Annotated in this window: 16 protein-coding genes; 6 read left to right on the top strand and 10 right to left on the bottom strand. The window is 71.0% G+C overall.

Translation table 11 applies throughout. The features are described from left to right. Positions 1-95 precede the first annotated feature (95 nt). The 5 genes from OG379_RS22860 (at position 96) to OG379_RS22880 (ending at position 5,377) form a co-directional block, all read left to right on the top strand. A complete protein-coding gene (locus OG379_RS22860) occupies positions 96-1,106 on the top strand; it encodes a polyprenyl synthetase family protein (protein ID WP_405664945.1) in 1,011 nt (336 codons plus the stop codon). Between the two features lie 218 nt (positions 1,107-1,324). Further along, entirely contained in the window at positions 1,325-2,563 is a 1,239-nt protein-coding gene (locus tag OG379_RS22865; protein ID WP_405664946.1) for a LolA family protein, read from the top strand. A 120-nt stretch (positions 2,564-2,683) separates the two neighbouring features. After that, positions 2,684-3,670 (top strand): ABC transporter ATP-binding protein, encoded by a 987-nt coding sequence (locus OG379_RS22870; protein ID WP_405664947.1) that lies wholly within the window; start codon positions 2,684-2,686, stop codon positions 3,668-3,670. Next, entirely contained in the window at positions 3,657-4,538 is an 882-nt protein-coding gene (locus tag OG379_RS22875) for an ABC transporter permease (protein WP_405664948.1), read from the top strand. Before OG379_RS22870 ends, OG379_RS22875 begins: the two co-directional genes overlap by 14 nt. A 197-nt stretch (positions 4,539-4,735) precedes the next feature. Further along, positions 4,736-5,377 (top strand): TetR/AcrR family transcriptional regulator, encoded by a 642-nt coding sequence (locus OG379_RS22880; protein WP_405664949.1) that lies wholly within the window; start codon positions 4,736-4,738, stop codon positions 5,375-5,377. Here OG379_RS22880 and OG379_RS22885 read toward each other — a convergent pair. From OG379_RS22885 to OG379_RS22910, 6 genes are all read right to left on the bottom strand, one after another. Beyond that, a complete protein-coding gene (locus tag OG379_RS22885; RefSeq protein WP_405664950.1) occupies positions 5,370-5,915 on the bottom strand; it encodes a flavodoxin family protein in 546 nt (181 codons plus the stop codon). The genes OG379_RS22880 and OG379_RS22885 overlap by 8 nt on opposite strands. Before the next feature lie 181 nt (positions 5,916-6,096). After that, positions 6,097-6,906: an HAD-IIB family hydrolase gene (locus OG379_RS22890; protein WP_393765934.1), complete on the bottom strand. Its 810-nt coding sequence runs from the start codon at positions 6,904-6,906 to the stop codon at positions 6,097-6,099. Between the two features lie 114 nt (positions 6,907-7,020). Further along, positions 7,021-7,470, bottom strand: a complete 450-nt coding sequence (locus OG379_RS22895; protein WP_405664951.1) for a hypothetical protein — start codon at positions 7,468-7,470, stop codon at positions 7,021-7,023. Positions 7,471-7,482: 12 nt separating this feature from the next. Further along, the gene (locus tag OG379_RS22900; protein WP_405664952.1) at positions 7,483-9,093 is read right to left on the bottom strand and encodes an FAD-dependent monooxygenase; all 1,611 of its coding nucleotides are present in this window, start codon (positions 9,091-9,093) and stop codon (positions 7,483-7,485) included. 69 nt (positions 9,094-9,162) lie between these two features. Then, complete coding sequence (rarD, locus tag OG379_RS22905; protein WP_405664953.1) at positions 9,163-10,152, bottom strand: EamA family transporter RarD; 990 nt, start codon at positions 10,150-10,152, stop codon at positions 9,163-9,165. Positions 10,153-10,269: 117 nt separating this feature from the next. Then, entirely contained in the window at positions 10,270-11,130 is an 861-nt protein-coding gene (locus OG379_RS22910; protein ID WP_405664954.1) for an SDR family oxidoreductase, read from the bottom strand. A 107-nt stretch (positions 11,131-11,237) separates the two neighbouring features. On the opposite strand from OG379_RS22910, the gene OG379_RS22915 reads away from it, so the two are divergent. Further along, a complete protein-coding gene (locus OG379_RS22915; RefSeq protein ID WP_405664955.1) occupies positions 11,238-11,660 on the top strand; it encodes a winged helix-turn-helix transcriptional regulator in 423 nt (140 codons plus the stop codon). Positions 11,661-11,667: 7 nt separating this feature from the next. Here the strand turns inward: OG379_RS22915 and OG379_RS22920 are convergent, their stop codons facing one another. From OG379_RS22920 to OG379_RS22935, 4 genes are all read right to left on the bottom strand, one after another. Further along, a complete protein-coding gene (locus OG379_RS22920) occupies positions 11,668-12,669 on the bottom strand; it encodes a 2-oxoacid:ferredoxin oxidoreductase subunit beta (RefSeq protein ID WP_405668615.1) in 1,002 nt (333 codons plus the stop codon). 55 nt (positions 12,670-12,724) lie between these two features. After that, positions 12,725-14,680, bottom strand: a complete 1,956-nt coding sequence (locus OG379_RS22925) for a 2-oxoacid:acceptor oxidoreductase subunit alpha (protein WP_393765928.1) — start codon at positions 14,678-14,680, stop codon at positions 12,725-12,727. A 256-nt stretch (positions 14,681-14,936) separates the two neighbouring features. Next, positions 14,937-15,596 (bottom strand): response regulator, encoded by a 660-nt coding sequence (locus OG379_RS22930; RefSeq protein ID WP_393765946.1) that lies wholly within the window; start codon positions 15,594-15,596, stop codon positions 14,937-14,939. Between the two features lie 210 nt (positions 15,597-15,806). Then, complete coding sequence (locus OG379_RS22935) at positions 15,807-17,159, bottom strand: sensor histidine kinase (RefSeq protein WP_405664956.1); 1,353 nt, start codon at positions 17,157-17,159, stop codon at positions 15,807-15,809. Positions 17,160-17,261 lie beyond the last annotated feature (102 nt).

Raw genomic sequence — 17,261 nt, forward strand, 5'->3', positions numbered from 1 at the left:
CACGGTGATCCAAAGGGGACCGGATACGCTGAGTTGAGTGAGGACAACGACACATCGACATTCCGTGTGATCGTCAGCAGACAGGAGATCCCCTCGTGACCGTCGTCGGGCCGTTCGGACTGAGCGTGCGGGACCAGGCTCTTGAGGCCGATGTCCAGGCCGGTTTGGCCGCTGTCGAGGCGGGGCTGCTGGATGCCACCAAAAGTGAGGTCCCGTTCATCACGGAGGCCGCGCAGCACCTCGTGAGCGCGGGGGGCAAGCGCTTCCGGCCGCTGCTGGTGATGCTCGCGTCCCAGTTCGGTGACCCCGACGCTCCGGGCGTCGTCCCCTCGGCCGTGGTCGTCGAACTGACGCACCTGGCGACGCTGTACCACGACGACGTGATGGACGAGGCGGACGTACGCCGGGGGGTGGACAGTGCCAACACCCGCTGGGGCAACTCCGTCGCCGTCCTGACGGGCGACTTCCTCTTCGCCCGCGCCTCGCACATCCTGGCCGACCTCGGGCCGGAGGCCGTCCGCATCCAGGCGGAGGCGTTCGAACGCCTGGTCACCGGTCAGATCCTGGAGACCGCGGGTCCGCGCGACGGACGCGACCCCGTCGACCACTACATGGACGTGCTGGGCGGCAAGACCGGCTCGCTGGTCGCCGTGTCCGGCCGGTTCGGCGCCCTGATGTCGGGGGCCGACGAGTCGGTCGTCGACATCCTCACCCAGTACGGCGAACGCCTCGGCATCGCCTTCCAGCTCGCCGACGACGTCCTGGACATCGCCTCCGACTCCCACGAGTCGGGCAAGACGCCCGGCACCGACCTGCGCGAGGGCATTCCCACCCTGCCGGTCCTCCACCTGCGCGCCAGGGCGGCGGCCGAGGGCCGTCCGGAGGACAAGGAGCTCGTGGAGCTGCTGGACGGCGACCTCGCCGACGACGCCCGGCTCGCGGAGGCGCTGCGCAGGCTGCGCGCCCACCCGGCGCTGGAGCAGGCGCGGCGCGACACCGTCCGGTACGCCCAGGAGGCACGGGCGACGCTGGCGCCGCTGCCCGAGTGCTACGCGAAGGCCGCACTCGAAGAGCTGTGCGACGCCGTGGTGCACCGGGCAGGCTGATCCAAGGACCCCCGGGACCCCTAAGGGCTCGGTGGACCGTGTACTCCCGGGGTCATCCCGGAGAGGTACGCGCAGTTGCTCCCGAGGGCTGACGCTTGTCCCCGCCCGATTTGGTCAGATGGATAACAACCACTCCTGACCACATCGGGTGAGAATGGCGGCGGGGAGTGGACACGTGCAACGGGATGGCAGCCGCCGACCACGGAGGTAGAGCACACATGGCACCGAACGACAGCGCAGAGACCAACGGCGAGGCCACGGGCACTGTCGTGGGCCGCCGGAAGGCGGCGCGCTACATCGTCCCGTTCGCGGTGGCGGGAGTGGCGGCCGCGACGATCGGACTCGTCCCGGCGCTCGCGGACTCCGGAGACCCGGAGCTCCCGGACATCACCGCGCAGGAACTCATCGAGAAGATCGCCGCATCGGACCAGGAGCAGCTGTCCGGCACGGTGAAGGTCAGCACCGACCTCGGAATCCCGTCGCTCGGCGGGCTCGCGGGCTCCTTCGCGCCGGACGGAGCATCGGGATCGGGTGAGTCGAGCGCGTCCCCCGACGCCAAGCTGATGGAGCTCGCCTCCGGGACCCACACGCTCCGGGTCGCGGCCGACGGCCCCGACAAGCAGCGTCTCTCGATCCTCGGCGAGGGCTCCGAGTACAGCCTCGTCCACAACGGTGACGACATCTGGGGATACGACAGCGAGAGCAACGAGGTCTACCACGCGGAGTCCGGCGGAAACGGACGTCCGGGCGGCAAGGCCGAGGAGCACAAGGCGCCGGAGGGAGTTCCTGCCACTCCGAAGGAGCTCGCCGAGGAGGCGCTCGCCGCCGCGGACGACACCACGTCCGTCACCGTCGGCGGCACGGCGCAGGTGGCGGGACGCGACGCCTACAAGCTCGTGATCAAGCCGAAGCAGTCCGGTTCGACGATCGGCTCCGTCACCGTCGCGGTCGACGCCTCGACCGGCGTACCGCTGAAGTTCACCCTGGCCCCGAGCAGCGGCGGCAAGGCGGCGGTCGACGCCGGCTTCACGAAGGTCGACTTCGGGAAGCCCGACGCCTCCTCCTTCTCCTTCACCCCGCCCAAGGGCGCGAAGGTGACCGAGGCCGACGAGCTGAAGGCCGAGGCGGAGAAGAAGGGCACGGCGGACAAGGCGCGCAAGGACCTGGGCGCGCTGGAGGACTTCAAGGGCCTCAACGTCATCGGCGAGGGCTGGAACGCCGTCGCCGAGATCGAGGCCCCCGGCGGGGCGGGGCTGCCCGCCCAGGGCTCCGGCGGTGTCCCCGCGGAGGCCCAGCAGTTCCTCGACGCGCTCGGCGACAAGGTCACCGGCGACTTCGGCTCGGGCACGGTCTTCAAGACGCGCCTGGTCAACGCGCTGCTGACGGACGACGGCAAGGTCTATGTCGGCGCGGTCACCAAGGACGCGCTGGTGAAGGCGGCCGACACCGCCAAATAGGACGCACGGTACGCCCCGCCCCGTCGTACGCTCCGTACGGCGGGGCGGTCCGTGCGACAGGGCCCGGCGGACACAGGTCGCGGGGTGCCGGACCACGGCGGGACAGGACCGGGAGTGCGTATGACCGACACAGCGGCCGCGACGGCCGGACCGGACACGGGGCGGGAGCCCGGCGCGGTGATCGAGACGCGCGGGCTCACCAAGCGCTACCGCGGCGGGCAGTTGGCCGTCGACGGGCTCGACCTCGCCGTCCCCGCCGGAAGCGTCTTCGGCTTCCTGGGGCCCAACGGCTCCGGCAAGACCACCACGATCCGGATGCTCATGGGGCTCATCGACCCGACCTCCGGCACCGCACAGGTCCTGGGCCGCCCCATGCCGGCGGCCGCCCGGGCGGTGCTCCCGCAGGTCGGCGCGCTCATCGAAGGGCCCGCGCTGTACGGGTTCCTGACGGGCCGCGACAATCTCGTGCGCTTCGACTCCGCCGACCCGTCCGCCGACCCACGCACCCGGCGCGCGCGAGTGGGCGACGCCCTGGAGCGGGTCGGGCTCGCCGCCGCGGCCGGCAAGAAGGCCAAGGCGTACTCACTCGGGATGAAGCAGCGGCTCGGGCTGGCCGCCGCTCTCCTCCAGCCGCGCAGACTGCTCGTGCTGGACGAACCGACCAACGGCCTCGACCCGCAGGGCATGCGCGAGATCCGCTCCCTGGTGCGGGAGCTGGCGGGCGAGGGCACCACCGTCTTCCTCTCCTCCCACCTGCTCGACGAGATCGAGCAGGTCTGCACCCACGCCGCGGTGATGGCCCGCGGCCGGCTCCTCGTCCAGGGCCCGGTCGCCACGCTCGCCGCGGGCGCCCGGGGCCGGCTCGCCGTGACCACGCCGGACCCGGTTGACGCGGCCCGCGTCCTCGCGGAACACGGGGCGACGGGCCTGGTGACCGACGGGGACCGGGTCAGCGCCGACGCGCCGCCGGGCGAGGTGGAACTCGCGGACCTCAACGCGGCCCTGGTACGCGGTGGCGTCCGCGTACGCGCCTTCGGCGTCGAACGGGCCTCGCTGGAGGACGCCTTCGTCGCGCTCACCGGAGAGGGATTCGATGTCGCAGGCTGAACTCACGGCGCCCCCGGCGCCCCCGCGCCGTGCGCTGTGGACCCTCGGAATCCTCCGCTCCGAACTGACCACCACCCTCCGCCGGTGGCGGACCCTGGCCCTGCTCGGGGTCCTGGCGGCCGTCCCCGTCCTCATCGGGATCGCCGTCCGCATCGAGACGGGTGACGGCTCCCAGGCCGGGCCGGGCGGCGGGGGCGGGCCCGCCTTCCTCTCCCAGGTCACCAACAACGGACTGTTCCTGGTCTTCGCGGCCCTCTCCGCGACGCTGCCCGTCTTCCTCCCGATGGCCGTCGGCGTCATCGCGGGGGACTCCGTCGCGGGCGAGGCGAGCGGCGGCACCCTGCGCTATCTGCTGGTGGCGCCGGCGGGCCGCACCCGGCTGCTGCTCGCGAAGTACGCGGCCGTGCTGGTGTTCTGCCTGGTCGCCACTCTGGTCGTGGCGGCGTCGGCGCTCGCGGCAGGGGCGCTGCTCTTCCCCGTCGGGGAGGTCACGACGATCTCGGGCACCCGGATCGGCTTCGGCGAGGGACTCCTGCGGGCCGGACTGATCGCGGTGGCGGTGGCGGTGTCCCTCGTCGGCTTCGCGGCGCTGGGCCTCTTCGTCTCGACGCTTACCAACAGCGGGATCGCGGCGATGGCGGCCACCGTCGGCGTGCTGATCACCGTGCAGATCCTGGACACGATGCCGCAGCTGCACGGGATTCATCCGTATCTCTTCCCGCACTACTGGCTGTCCTTCACGGACCTGTTGCGGGACCCGGTCCACTGGGACGAGATGGCCAGGAATCTGGGCCTGCAGGCGGTGTACGCGGCGGTGTTCGGCTCCGCGGCCTGGGCGCGCTTCACCACGAGGGACGTCACCGTCTGAGGGGCCCGGCACGGGCCGTCCGTACCGTCGGCCGGTCGAGCCGTCCCCCGATCGGCTCGTCGCGGCACGAACGGCACGAACGGTGTGCTGCACGGAACGTCACGACACGGTACGTTCCGTTTCCAGCCTGGTCATTGTTCGACTTTTGGCGACGACCTGTCAATAAGCGGTGGGCGGAATCCCCCTATGCTCACCGAATGATCACATCGCCGAGTTCCCTGCGCCGCAGCGAGAGGTCACGACGGGCGACGCTGGACGCCGCCCTGGAGCTGTGTACGGAGAAGGGGTACGGCCGGGTCACCGTCGAGGCCATCGCGGCCCGCGCCGGCGTGAGCAAGAAGACGATCTACCGCTGGTGGCCGTCGAAGGGCGCGGTGATGCTGGAGGCGTTCGCCGAGGTGTTCGTCGGCTCCACGCCGTTCGTCGACACCGGTGACATCGAGGCCGATCTGCGGACGCACATCAACAGCGCGGTGAAGCTGGTCTCCACGGCGCCGTACGGCCCGGCCTACGCCGGGATCCTGTCCGAGATGCATCACGACGACGCGCTCGCGCTGGCCGTACGCGAACAGCTGGTCCACCCGCGCTTCGAGGCCGCCGTGGGGCGCATGCGGCGTGCCCAGGAGCAGGGGCAGATACCGTACGGCGCCGATCTGCCGCTCGCGGTGGAGATGCTCTACGGCCCCGTCTACTACCGCCACGTGCTGCGGAAGCCGGCGCAGGACGAGGCGACGGTCGCCGCGCTGGTGGCCCATGTCCTGCGGTCCCTGGCCGGCGCCGGCGAACCCGGGGACGCCTCCGGCGGTGGGGGCGACCCCGGGGCCGGGCGCGTCAGCTGAAGAAGACCTTCGCCCGGGCCGCGGCCTCGGTGTCGGTCAGTACGTCACCGGGCCGGGTGCCGTTGCCCAGCAGCACCCCGCCCCACCGCATCCCGAGGTACCGCGCGGAATTCCGCAGGGTTCCAGCGAGCGGTTCGGCGACCGCGGGGTCGTCGTCCGCGAGCGCGGTGACCCCCCACAGCGTCTTCCCGGCCATCCGCCGCCGGAAGTCGGCGCCGGGCGCCTCCAGCCAGCCCGACCAGTGGTCGAGGTAGCGCTTGGTGGAGGTGGAGACGGAGTACCAGTACAGCGGCGAGGCGATGACCACGTCGGTGGCGGCGAGTGTTTCCTCCAGCAAGGTCGCGGAGTTACCCGTGGGGGCAGGCTGGCCGTCCGCGTGCCGCCGGTCCTCGAAGTCGGGCAGCGGGAGGTCCCGCAGGTCCAGCCACCGCTGTCGCGTGCTGGCCGGGAGCTGCTCGGCCGCGAGCCGGGCCAGCGTCTCGGTGTTGCCGCCGGTGCGGCTGCTGCCGAGCAGGAAGAGGAAGTCGCGCGTGGTCATGCCATGCCCCCGATTGATTGCGTACGGCTTTTACCTGCGTACGCATCATATGCATGTGCATGAAGTTTTGGGGAGGTGCTTTTCGGCCGCGGGGTGTCGCGAAGCCTCACGGGCCGCGAGACCCCGGATGTGTCGTGAAGCCCCGGGCGGCGCATGGTCCCGGCCGGCGGCACGTGCGGTCTCAGGCGAACAGCCGCTCGAGGACCACCGCGACGCCGTCCTCCTCGTTCGAGAGCGTGATCTCGTCGGCGGCGGCCCGCAGCTCCGCGTGAGCGTCGGCCATCGCCACCCGGTGGCCGGCCAGGCGGAACATGGGCAGGTCGTTGGGCATGTCGCCGAACGCCACCGCGCCGGCGAGGTCGAGGCCGAGCACCCCGGCGGCCAGGGTGACCCCCGTGCCCTTGTCCACGCCGAAGGGGGCCAGCTCCACCGTGCCGGGGCCCGCCATCGTGACCGACGCCAGATCGCCCACCGCTCCCCGGGCGGCGGCGGCCAGCTCGTCGTCCGTCAGCTCCGGGTGGCGTATCAGGACCTTGATGACGGGCGCGGCCCACAGCTCGGACCGGTGCCCGGCGCGCTGAGCGGGGAGCGAGGGGTGCGGCATGCGGTAGCCCGGCTCGATCAGGGTCCGGCCGTCGGCGCCGTCCTGGTCCACCGCGGCGAACACCGGCCCCACCTCCGCCTCGATCTTGCCGAGCGCGGTGTCGGCCAGCTCCCGGTCCAGGGTCACCGAACTCAGCATGCGGGCCGACCCGGCGTCGTACACCTGTGCGCCCTGGCCGCAGACCACGAGCCCGTCGTAGCCGAGGTCCGCGAGCAGGGCGCGTATGCCGGGCACCGGCCGGCCCGTGACGATCAGATGCCGTGCGCCGGCCGACGTGGCGCGGGCGAGGGCGGCACGTGAGCGGGCGCTCACGGTGTCGTCGGAACGCAGCAGCGTGCCGTCCAGATCCGTGGCGACAAGGGTGTATGCGGCGGGTGGCGTGAACATGGGCTCAGCCTAGAGAGATCGCCTTCCCGTCGTACGTCGCTGACCTGCGGGGACGGTCGGCCCCCTCGGCGGAGGCCGGGTTCGCCGGTCGCGGGGGTGTGTCCGCCCCCGCTCTCACCGCGGCGGGCAGGCCGAGCAGACGTGTCCGGCGCACACGGTCACCAGGGCCCCGGCAGCCGCGCTCACCGCCGGATCGCCGTCCGTGGCGAGCCGCTCGGCCGTCGTCCGGCCGGCCAGGACCGCCAGATGCGCGTCCCTGGTCCACTCCGGATGGTGCGCGTGGCCATGGGCGAGGATCGTCCCCAGCAGGCCGAGCACCCCCACGCGGTCCTTCACGGTCTCCATGGCGGCGAGCTCCCAGAGGAACGGCACCGTGGCGGCCGTCGCGTCGAACACGGCCATGGCGCCGATCCACTGCCTCAGATCGCTCAGGGCGTCCTCGGCCGACTCGCTGTCGCCCCAGGCGATCCGTGACAGCAACCCGGGGACCTGGGACGCGGAGCCCTGGGCGTGGCGCAGCTCATGCCACTGAACGTGCCTCATGTCCCTCAGGATCGTCCCCATCCGGGCACTCAATCAGCCTTTGCGGGTGCCGTCCACCATGCTTGCCACACTCATCGGATCCGGCTCCCGCGCCCCGTCCAGCGCGGCGAGATACCGCCGTACCGCGTCCCGGTCGCGGGCGTCCGCGATCAGCCCCACATGATTGTCGGGCCGGACCACGACGACGGTGTCGCCGTCCACGCCGTAGGCCGCGTGGGCGAGCCCCTCCCGGTCGCGCAGCGCCTCCGGGGCGCCGGCGCCGGGCCCGGAGGCCCCGGCGTCGTACACCCGGAAGGTCCGCACCGCGTCGCCATGGGTGGCGGCCGCCTCCCGCAAGGCCCGCTCCGCGCCCGCCCCGAAGCCCAGCACCGTGATGTGCGGACCGGCGAAGACACGGAACAGACGGGTGGGTGCACCCGTCGCGGCCTCGGTGCAGGGGGCGTCCGGCGCGCGGTCGCCCGACCGTACGCCGTCCCCGCTTCCCGGCCGGGCGAGGGAGCTCCACCGGTAGCCGCGGTCGAGCCCCGCCGTCGACGGGGTGATCGCGGTGTCCAGTCCGCCGCCCGGTTCCCTGATCGCCTCCAGCGTGGCCCGCAGCCGCTCCGAGGTGAGGTCCAGCGTCCAGGTGGCGACCGGCAGCCGCTCCTCCTCGTAGGTGTCCAGCAGCCCCGGCACGCCCCGCCCCCGCAGCGTCCGGGCGAGCTTCCAGCCGAGGTTGTAGGCGTCCTGGATGCCGGTGTTCATGCCCAGCCCGCCCGCGATGGCGTGCACATGGGCGGCGTCCCCGGCCAGGAGCACCCGGCCCACCCGGTAGCGGTCGGCCATGCGCACGTTGACGCGGTACGTCGAGAGCAGTGTGGCTCCGGTGAGACTGTCGGCCGGCAGCCGGGTGTGCCGGGCGAAGAGCCGCCTGAAACCGTCGAGGGCGGGGGCGAGGGGCCGGCCGTCCGCGTCACGCTCCGGGCCCGACTGGAACCACCAGCCCGTCCGTGTGCCGGGGATGGGGCAGAGCATGACGGCTCCGTCCTCGTCGAACCACTGGTGCCAGATGCCCCGGTCCAGGACGCCCGGGGCGATCTCGACGTCGCCGCAGACCATCATCTGCTCCTCGTCCGTCTCCCCCTCGAACGGGACGCCGAGCAGTTTCCGTACGCGGCTGTGGGCACCGTCGCAGCCCACCACGTACCGCGCGCCGGCCGTGGAGCCGTCGGCGAGGGCGACGGTCACCGAGGATCCGTCGTCGGTGAGGCCCACGACCTCGGTGCCGGTCTCCACCGCCACGCCGTACCCGGCGAGGCGGTCGCGCAGGATCTCCTCCAGCCGCCACTGGGCGATCAGCCGGCCCCGGTCGTACGGGGCGTCCGGCGTCGGCGAGGAACCGGCGTACGGGTCGGAGTCCGCGACCGCCACGCCGTCGCGGTACTTGCGCATCGGGAGCGGCGGTGAACCCGCAGCCAGCACCGCCTCGACGACCCCCAGGTCCTCGAGCACCTCCAGCGAGCGCGCGTTGGGGCCCTTCGACCGCGAACTGCGCGGATGCTCCGGCGACCTGTCCACGATCCGGACCGCGACGCCACGCCTGGCCAGATCACAGGCCAGCGTGAGTCCGGTCGGGCCCGCGCCCACGATCAGTACGTCGGTCATGCCGGCTCCTCGGTCGCGTCGTCCTGCCGTACAGGAAAACGCAACCGAGTTAAAAAGGCAACTCAGTAACTATTTTATGGCCGGGGTGTCCGTGTCCGGCGCGGAAGTGGAAGCCGTACCGAGGGGAGCCGAGGCTTCTGCCGCCCGTACGGCCAGGCGCAGGGCCTCGGCCCGCGTACGGCGCGCCGTACGCAACGCGTCCCAGGTCAGCAGCATCAGGGCCACCCAGACCAGTGCGAATCCGGCCCACCGCTCGGGCGGCATCTCCTCGTGGAAGTACAGGATGCCGAGCGCGAACTGGAACACCGGCGCCAGATACTGCAGCAGGCCCAGGACCGACAGCGGCACCCGGATCGCGGCGGCGCCGAAGCAGACGAGGGGGATCGCGGTGACGAGTCCTGTCGCGGCGAGCAGGGCACCGTGGCCCGCGCCCCCGGCCAGGAACGTCGCGTCGCCGCTCGCCCCCAGCCACAGCAGGAATCCGAGCGCCGGCACGAACAGCACGGCGGTCTCCGCGGCCAGGGACTCCAGGCCGCCCATGTTGACCTTCTTCTTCACCAGGCCGTACGTCGCGAAGGAGAACGCCAGCACCAGCGAGATCCACGGCGGCTGCCCGTAGCCGATCGCCAGCACGAGCACCGCGGTGAAGCCGGTCGCCACCGCGGTCCACTGCACCGGCCTCAGCCGCTCGCCGAGCAGCAGAACGCCCATGGCGATGGTGACCAGCGGGTTGATGAAGTAGCCGAGCGAGGCCTCGACGACGTGGCCGTTGTTCACGGACCAGATGTAGAGACCCCAGTTGACCGAGATCACCGTCGCGGCGATCGCGATCAGCCCCAGCCGCCGCCGCTGCCGGAGCAGCTCCCCGATCCACGCCCAGCGGCGCAGGAACAGCAGGGCGATGCCTACGACGCCCAGCGACCACACCATCCGGTGGGCGAGGATCTCCACCGCCCCCGACGGTTCCAGCAGCGGCCAGAAGAGGGGCACGAGGCCCCACATCCCGTACGCGCCGATTCCGTACAGCAGGCCTGCCCGCTGTTCGTTCTTCCCCTTCACGGGCCCTCCCGGCACTCCTGCGTCGGCGGACGGCCGACTGCACGACGGTAGCGCCGGAAGAGCCCTCTGTCATTGCCGTCTCAGGGAAACGGTCGTGACAGGCGCGGGCGTGCCCGTTCAGGCCGTGGCGACCGCCGCCGCGACCGTCTCGGCCAGCGGAGTGGTCGGCCGGCCGATCAGGCGGGCCAGGTCGCCGCTCGTCCCCGCGAGCAGGCCCCGTGCGATGGCCTCGTCGACGTCGACGAGGATCGCGGCGAAGGGCTCGGGCAGCCCGGCGCCGACGAGGATCTCCTGGTGCACCGGGGCCGGAACGTTCTTGTAGACGATCTCCTTGCCGGCCGCGGCCGCCACCACGTCGGCGTACTCGGCCAGCGACCAGGCCACGTCCCCGCTCAGCTCGTACGCCGCGCCCAGGTGGCCCTCGCCGGTCAGCACGGCGGCGGCCGCGTCCGCGTAGTCGGCCCGGGTGGCGGAGGCGACGCGCCCGTCACCGGCGTTGGCGACGACGGCACCGTGCTCCAGGACGGGTGCCAGATTTGCCGTGTAGTTCTCGGTGTACCAGCCGTTGCGCAGGAAGGTGTACGGCAGCCCGGAGTCGAGGATCAGCTGCTCGGTTGCCTTGTGCTCCTCGGCCAGCAGGAAGTCCGCCTCGGGCCCGCCCAGCACCCCGGTGTACGCGAGCTGCGCGACCCCGGCCTCCTTCGCGGCGTCGATCACCGCGGCGTGCTGGGGTATCCGCCTGCCGGGCTCGCTGCCCGAGACGAACAGCACCCGGTCACCGGCCCGGAACGCGCCGGCGAGGGTCTCGGGGCGGTCGTAGTCGGCGATGCGGAGCTCGACGCCCCGGGCGGCGAGCGGGGCGGCCTTCTCCTTGTCGCGGACGACCGCGACGACCTGGTGGGCCGGGACCGTGTCGAGCAGACGCTCGACGACGAGGCGGCCGAGTGCGCCGGTGGCTCCGGTGACGACGATGCTCATGGGGGTTCTCTCCTGGGTGGCGCTGGTCCTGCTGCGAGTGGAACACAACTCACCATAGGGGGTGTACTAACTCTGAGAAAGTACCCACTTTGAAGTAAGGTACTGGTATGACGGTAAGCATCCTGGACGAAGTGGGCGGCCGACGCCCGGACGTCAACCAGCAGAACTGCCCCTCCCGGCTGGTCCTCGAACACATCACCAGCCGGTGGGGTGTGCTCGTGCTGGCCGCGCTCCTGGAGCGCTCCTACAGGTTCAGCGAACTGCGCCGCACGGTCGGCGGCGTCAGCGAGAAGATGCTGGCCCAGACCCTCCAGACGCTGGAGCGCGACGGCTTCGTGCACCGGGACGCGAAACCGGTGATCCCGCCCCGCGTGGACTACTCGCTCACCCCCGTCGGCAGGGAGGCCGCCGACCAGGTCTGGGCGCTGGCCCGCTGGTCCGAGCGGCAGGTGGACGAGGTCGAGGCGGCCCGCGCGGCATACGACGAGGCCCGGAACCAGTCGGCTCCGGGCCCCGGCGAACAGGTGTGACGGTGGATCAGCCGACCACGGTCCAGGTGTCGCTGCCCGCCAGCAGGGTGCTCAGGTCACCCTTGCCGTGCTGCTCGATCGCGGCATCGAGCTGGTCGGACATGAGCGCGTCGTAGACCGGGCGCTCCACGCTGCGCAGCACGCCGATGGGCGTGTGGTGCAGGGTGTCGGCGTCGGCCAGCCGGGACAGCGCGAACGCCGTCGTGGGGCTGGGGTTGTGGGCGTCGTGGACGAGGACCTGCGACTGGTTCTCCTCGGTGACCGCGACGACGCTCAGGTCGCCCGTGATCGCGTCGCGCACGACGCCCTTGGAGTTGTCGGCTCCGAAGAGGATCGGCCGGCCGTGCTCCAGGCGGATCACCGCCTCCTCGGCCCGCTCCTTGTCCTTGAGCACCTCGAAGGCGCCGTCGTTGAAGATGTTGCAGTTCTGGTAGATCTCCACCAGCGCGGTGCCGGGATGGTCGGCGGCCGCGCGCAGCACGCTCGTGAGGTGCTTGCGGTCCGAGTCCACCGTGCGGGCGACGAAGGAGGCTTCGGCGCCCAGGGCGAGGGAGACCGGGTTGAAGGGGGCATCGAGCGACCCCATCGGCGTCGACTTGGTGATCTTGCCGACCTCGGAGGTGGGGCTGTACTGCCCCTTGGTGAGCCCGTAGATCCGGTTGTTGAACAGCAGGATCTTGAGGTTGACGTTGCGGCGCAGGGCGTGGATGAGGTGGTTCCCGCCGATGGACAGCGCGTCGCCGTCACCGGTGACGACCCAGACGGACAGGTCGCGGCGCGAGGTGGCCAGGCCCGTCGCGATGGAGGGGGCGCGGCCGTGGATGGAGTGCATCCCGTACGTGTTCATGTAGTACGGGAAGCGGGACGAGCAGCCGATGCCGGAGACGAAGGTGATGTTCTCCTTGGCCAGCCCCAGTTCGGGCATGAAGCCCTGCACGGCCGCGAGGACCGCGTAGTCACCGCAGCCCGGGCACCAGCGCACCTCCTGGTCGGACTTGAAGTCCTTCATGGACTGCTTGCCCTCGGCCTTGGGGACCAGCTGGAGGAGTTCGTTGGCGTTGGCGTCAGGCACCGTTGGCCTCCCTGAGGACTGTGGCGAGCTGCTCGGCCTTGAAGGGCATTCCGTTGACCTGGTTGTAACTCCGGGCGTCCACGAGGTACTCGGCCCTCAGCAGCAGGGCCAGCTGCCCGAGGTTCATCTCCGGGACCACGACCTTGTCGTAACGCCTCAGCACCTCACCGAGATTCCGCGGGAACGGGTTGAGGTGGCGCAGATGGACCTGCGCGATCGTCTCGCCCGCCGCGCGGAGCCTCCGTACGGCCGCGGTGATCGGCCCGTACGTCGAACCCCAGCCCACGACCAGGGTCGTGGCGCCGGCCGGGTCGTCGACCTCCACGTCGGGGACCCGGATGCCGTCGATCTTCGCCTGACGGGTGCGGACCATGAAGTCGTGGTTGGCCGGATCGTAGGAGATGTTCCCCGTGCCGTCCTGCTTCTCGATCCCGCCGATCCGGTGCTCCAGACCCGGAGTGCCCGGCACCGCCCACGGCCGGGCCAGGGTCTCAGGGTCCCGCTTGTACGGCCAGAACACCTCGGTGCCGTCGGCCAGTTCGTGGTTCGGTCCGGTCGCGAACTGTGTCCGCAGATCCGGGAGGCTGTCGATCTCCGGGATCCGCCACGGCTCGGAGCCGTTCGCCAGATACCCGTCCGAGAGCAGGAACACCGGCGTCCGGTACGTCAGCGCGATCCGGGCGGCGTCGAGCGCCGCGTCGAAGCAGTCCGCCGGCGTCCTCGGCGCCACGATCGGGACCGGTGCCTCGCCGTTGCGCCCGTACATGGCCTGGAGCAGGTCGGCCTGCTCCGTCTTGGTCGGCAGGCCGGTGGACGGCCCGCCCCGCTGGATGTCGATGATCAGCAGCGGCAGCTCCAGCGACACCGCGAGACCGATCGTCTCCGACTTCAGTGCCACACCCGGACCCGACGTGGTCGTCACACCCAGCGACCCGCCGAACGACGCGCCGAGCGCCGCCCCGATCCCGGCGATCTCGTCCTCCGCCTGGAACGTCCGTACGCCGAAATTCTTGTGCTTGCTGAGCTCGTGCAGGATGTCGGACGCCGGAGTGATCGGATACGAGCCCAGATACACCGGCAGATCCGCCTGCCGGCCCGCCGCGATCAGCCCGTACGACAATGCGAGGTTCCCCGAGATATTGCGGTACGTGCCCGTGGGGAAAGCCTGCGACGCCGGTGCCACCTCGTACGAGACCGCGAAATCCTCCGTGGTCTCACCGAAATTCCAGCCCGCGCGGAACGCCGCCACATTCGCCTCGGCGATGTCCGGCTTCCTGGCGAACTTCGACCGGAGGAATGTCTCCGTCCCCTCGGTCGGACGGTTGTACATCCAGGACAACAGCCCGAGCGCGAACATGTTCTTCGATCGCTCGGCCTCCTTGCGGGAAAGCCCGAACTCCTTCAATGCCTCGATCGTCAAGGTGGTCAACGGCACAGGGTGCACGTTGTACGCCTCGAGCGATCCGTCCTCGAGGGGGGATTCGGCGTAGCCGACTTTCGCCATCGGGCGTTTCGTGAACTCGTCGGTGTTCACGATGATGTCGGCCCCGCGCGGCACATCGGCGATATTCGCCTTCAGCGCGGCGGGATTCATCGCGACCAGGACGTTCGGCGCGTCGCCCGGGGTCAGGATGTCGTGGTCCGCGAAATGCAGCTGGAACGACGACACACCCGGCAGCGTCCCGGCGGGCGCCCGGATCTCGGCCGGGAAGTTGGGCAGCGTCGACAGGTCGTTCCCGAACGACGCGGTCTCCGACGTGAACCGGTCGCCCGTCAACTGCATGCCGTCACCGGAGTCACCCGCGAAACGGATGATCACCCGGTCGAGGCGGCGGATTTCCTTCTCGGTGGCACCCGTACGATCAATGCGCGGGGCTCGCTGCTCCCCGACGACAGCCTCGTCGGCCTCATCGGACTTTCCGGCTGGGCTACTGACCTGGCTGGTCACTGAACTGGACCTCCCTCGGGGCGGCGGCTCGGGACCGGCCGACCCGCCGGCGGTCCAGGCCCCACCCTACTTCTGTAAGGGTCGCCTTCCTCGGACCGGTCATATGGTGGACGCGTTTTTGAGACATGAATGCGTCACGCTTTGCCATATTTTTCCGGACCTTTCGATCACTGGACGAGGCCCCCGGTGCTCATCCTTTCGTCCTGGTCCTGAGGTCTCACTCGACTACCGGTGGATCATCCAGATCATCGCCTTGTCACGAGTTCAGATAAGTGAGAACAGCGAGAACACGCCGGTGATCCCCGTCACTGGGCGAGAGGCCGAGTTTCAGGAAGATGTTGCTGACGTGCTTCTCCACCGCTCCGTCACTGACCACCAGCTGCCGGGCGACGGCTGAATTCGTGCGTCCCTCCGCCATCAGTCCCAGGACCTCTCGCTCGCGCGGAGTGAGCCCGGCCAGCACGTCCTGCTTGCGGCTGCGGCCCAGCAGCTGTGCCACCACCTCCGGGTCCAGGGCGGTCCCGCCCCGCGCCACCCGGACCACGGCGTCCACGAACTCCCTGACCTCGGCGACCCGGTCCTTCAGCAGGTAGCCCACCCCGCGGCTGCTGCCGGCCAGCAGCTCGGTGGCGTACTGCTCCTCGACGTACTGCGAGAGCACCAGGACCCCCATGTCCGGGTAGTCCTTGCGCAGCCGCACCGCCGCCCGCACGCCCTCGTCGGTGTGGGTCGGCGGCATCCGCACGTCGGCGACCACCACGTCCGGCAGCGCGTCCTGCCCGGCGAGGTCGCTCACCGTCTTGATCAGCGCCTCGGCGTCCCCGACCCCCGCGACGACGTCGTGCCCCAGATCGGTCAGCAGCCGGGTGAGTCCCTCCCGGAGCAGCACCGAATCCTCGGCGATGACGACTCGCACTCTTTCTTCCACGACGTTGTGTCCCCCACTGTCGGTGTTCCGTGTGTTCACGTGTTCGCCGCTGCCTGCGGCCGCTCGTGTGTCCAGCATTCCAGCTCCGGCGCCCGGACGGGCCGTACACCAGCGGTTCCGGCGACACCGGACGCGCCGCAGTGCCCCGGCCGCCGTGGTGGCGGCCGGGGCACTGCGGCTGGGTGCGGAGCCGGATACTCAGCCCCTCCAGGGCAGCTCGGCCGTGACGGTCGTGGGTCCGCCGGCGGGGGAGTCGACGACGAGGATGCCGTCCACCGCGTCCAGCCGCTCCGTCAGCCCGGCGAGACCGCTGCCAGTGGACACACCGGCCCCGCCGCGCCCGTCGTCCCGGACCTGGAGCATCAGCCGGTCCGCCGCCCGCCACACGTCGACCGAGGCACGGGTGGCCCGGGCGTGTTTGCTGACGTTCTGGAGGAGTTCGGAGACCGTGAAGTAGGCGATGCCCTCGATGGCCTGCGCGGGCCGCGACTCCAGGTCCACGACGACCTTCACGGGGACGGTGCAGCGGGAGGCGATGGCGGAGAGTGCGGCGTCGAGTCCGCGGTCGGTGAGGACGGCGGGGTGGATGCCGCGGGCGAGGTCGCGGAGTTCCTGGAGGGCGACCTTGACCTCGCCGTGGGCCTCGTCGACCATGCGGGCGGCGGCTTCGGGGTCGTCGGTGAGCTTCTCCTTCGCCAGCCCCAGATCCATGGCGAGGGCGACGAGGCGGGCCTGTGCGCCGTCGTGGAGGTCGCGTTCGATGCGGCGCAGGTCCGCGGCGGCCGTGTCCACGACCACACCCCGGCCCGACTCCAGCTCCGAGACCCTGGTGGCCAGCCGGGAAGGGCCGAGCAGACCCGCGACCATGGCCCGGTCCACGGTCGCCAGGCCCCGGATGATCCACGGCGTGACCAGGACGAGAGCCAGGCCGAGCGCGGCGGTGGCCCCCAGCTCGAAGGACGAGTCGAGGTAGAACTGGTGCGTCCCGTCCCCGTACAGCTGGATGCCGTCGGCACCCACGTACGTGGGGAAGACCCAGTGCCACAGCGGGTACGTGAACGCGGCCCAGCCGTAGGCCCAGAAGGTCACCGCCACGGTGAACGCGAACACCGCCCACGGCATGTGCAGCACCGCGTAGAGGAGATGCCGCCAGGACACCCCGCTCTTCAGCGTCGCGCCGACCCAGGACATCAGGCCGCCCTTGCCGCGCACCGGCGCGGGATCGGCGACATCGAGCTTCAGCAGCCCGCGCGCCCGGCCGCGTTCCATGACACCGAAGCCGCGGCACATGACGAGGCCGGCGGCGAGTATCGGAATGCCGAGGAAGGTGATCAGCATGCCGAGGCCGAGCGACACCATCGTCACAGCGAAGGAGAACAGCACCACGCTGATCGGCAGGCTCAGGAGCAGATAGGCCAGCTCGCGCCACGTACGCGCCTCGAAGGGCGCGCGGAGCGCCGCGGGGAGGAAGTGCTTCGCCGGCGGGTAGCCCCCCGACCCGGTGCCGGGCCTGTGCTGGTCCCGGGTGTCCGGTCCGTATGCCGTGGCCATCAGTGGCGTCCGTCCGTTTCTTCTGAGCGGGAACTCCCCGCGGACCGATACAACGGCTGATATCTCAAGAGTGCTGTGCCGGGGGCCGCCTCACCATGAGGG

This window comes from Streptomyces sp. NBC_01166, assembly GCF_045039765.1.
Classification (GTDB): domain Bacteria; phylum Actinomycetota; class Actinomycetes; order Streptomycetales; family Streptomycetaceae; genus Streptomyces.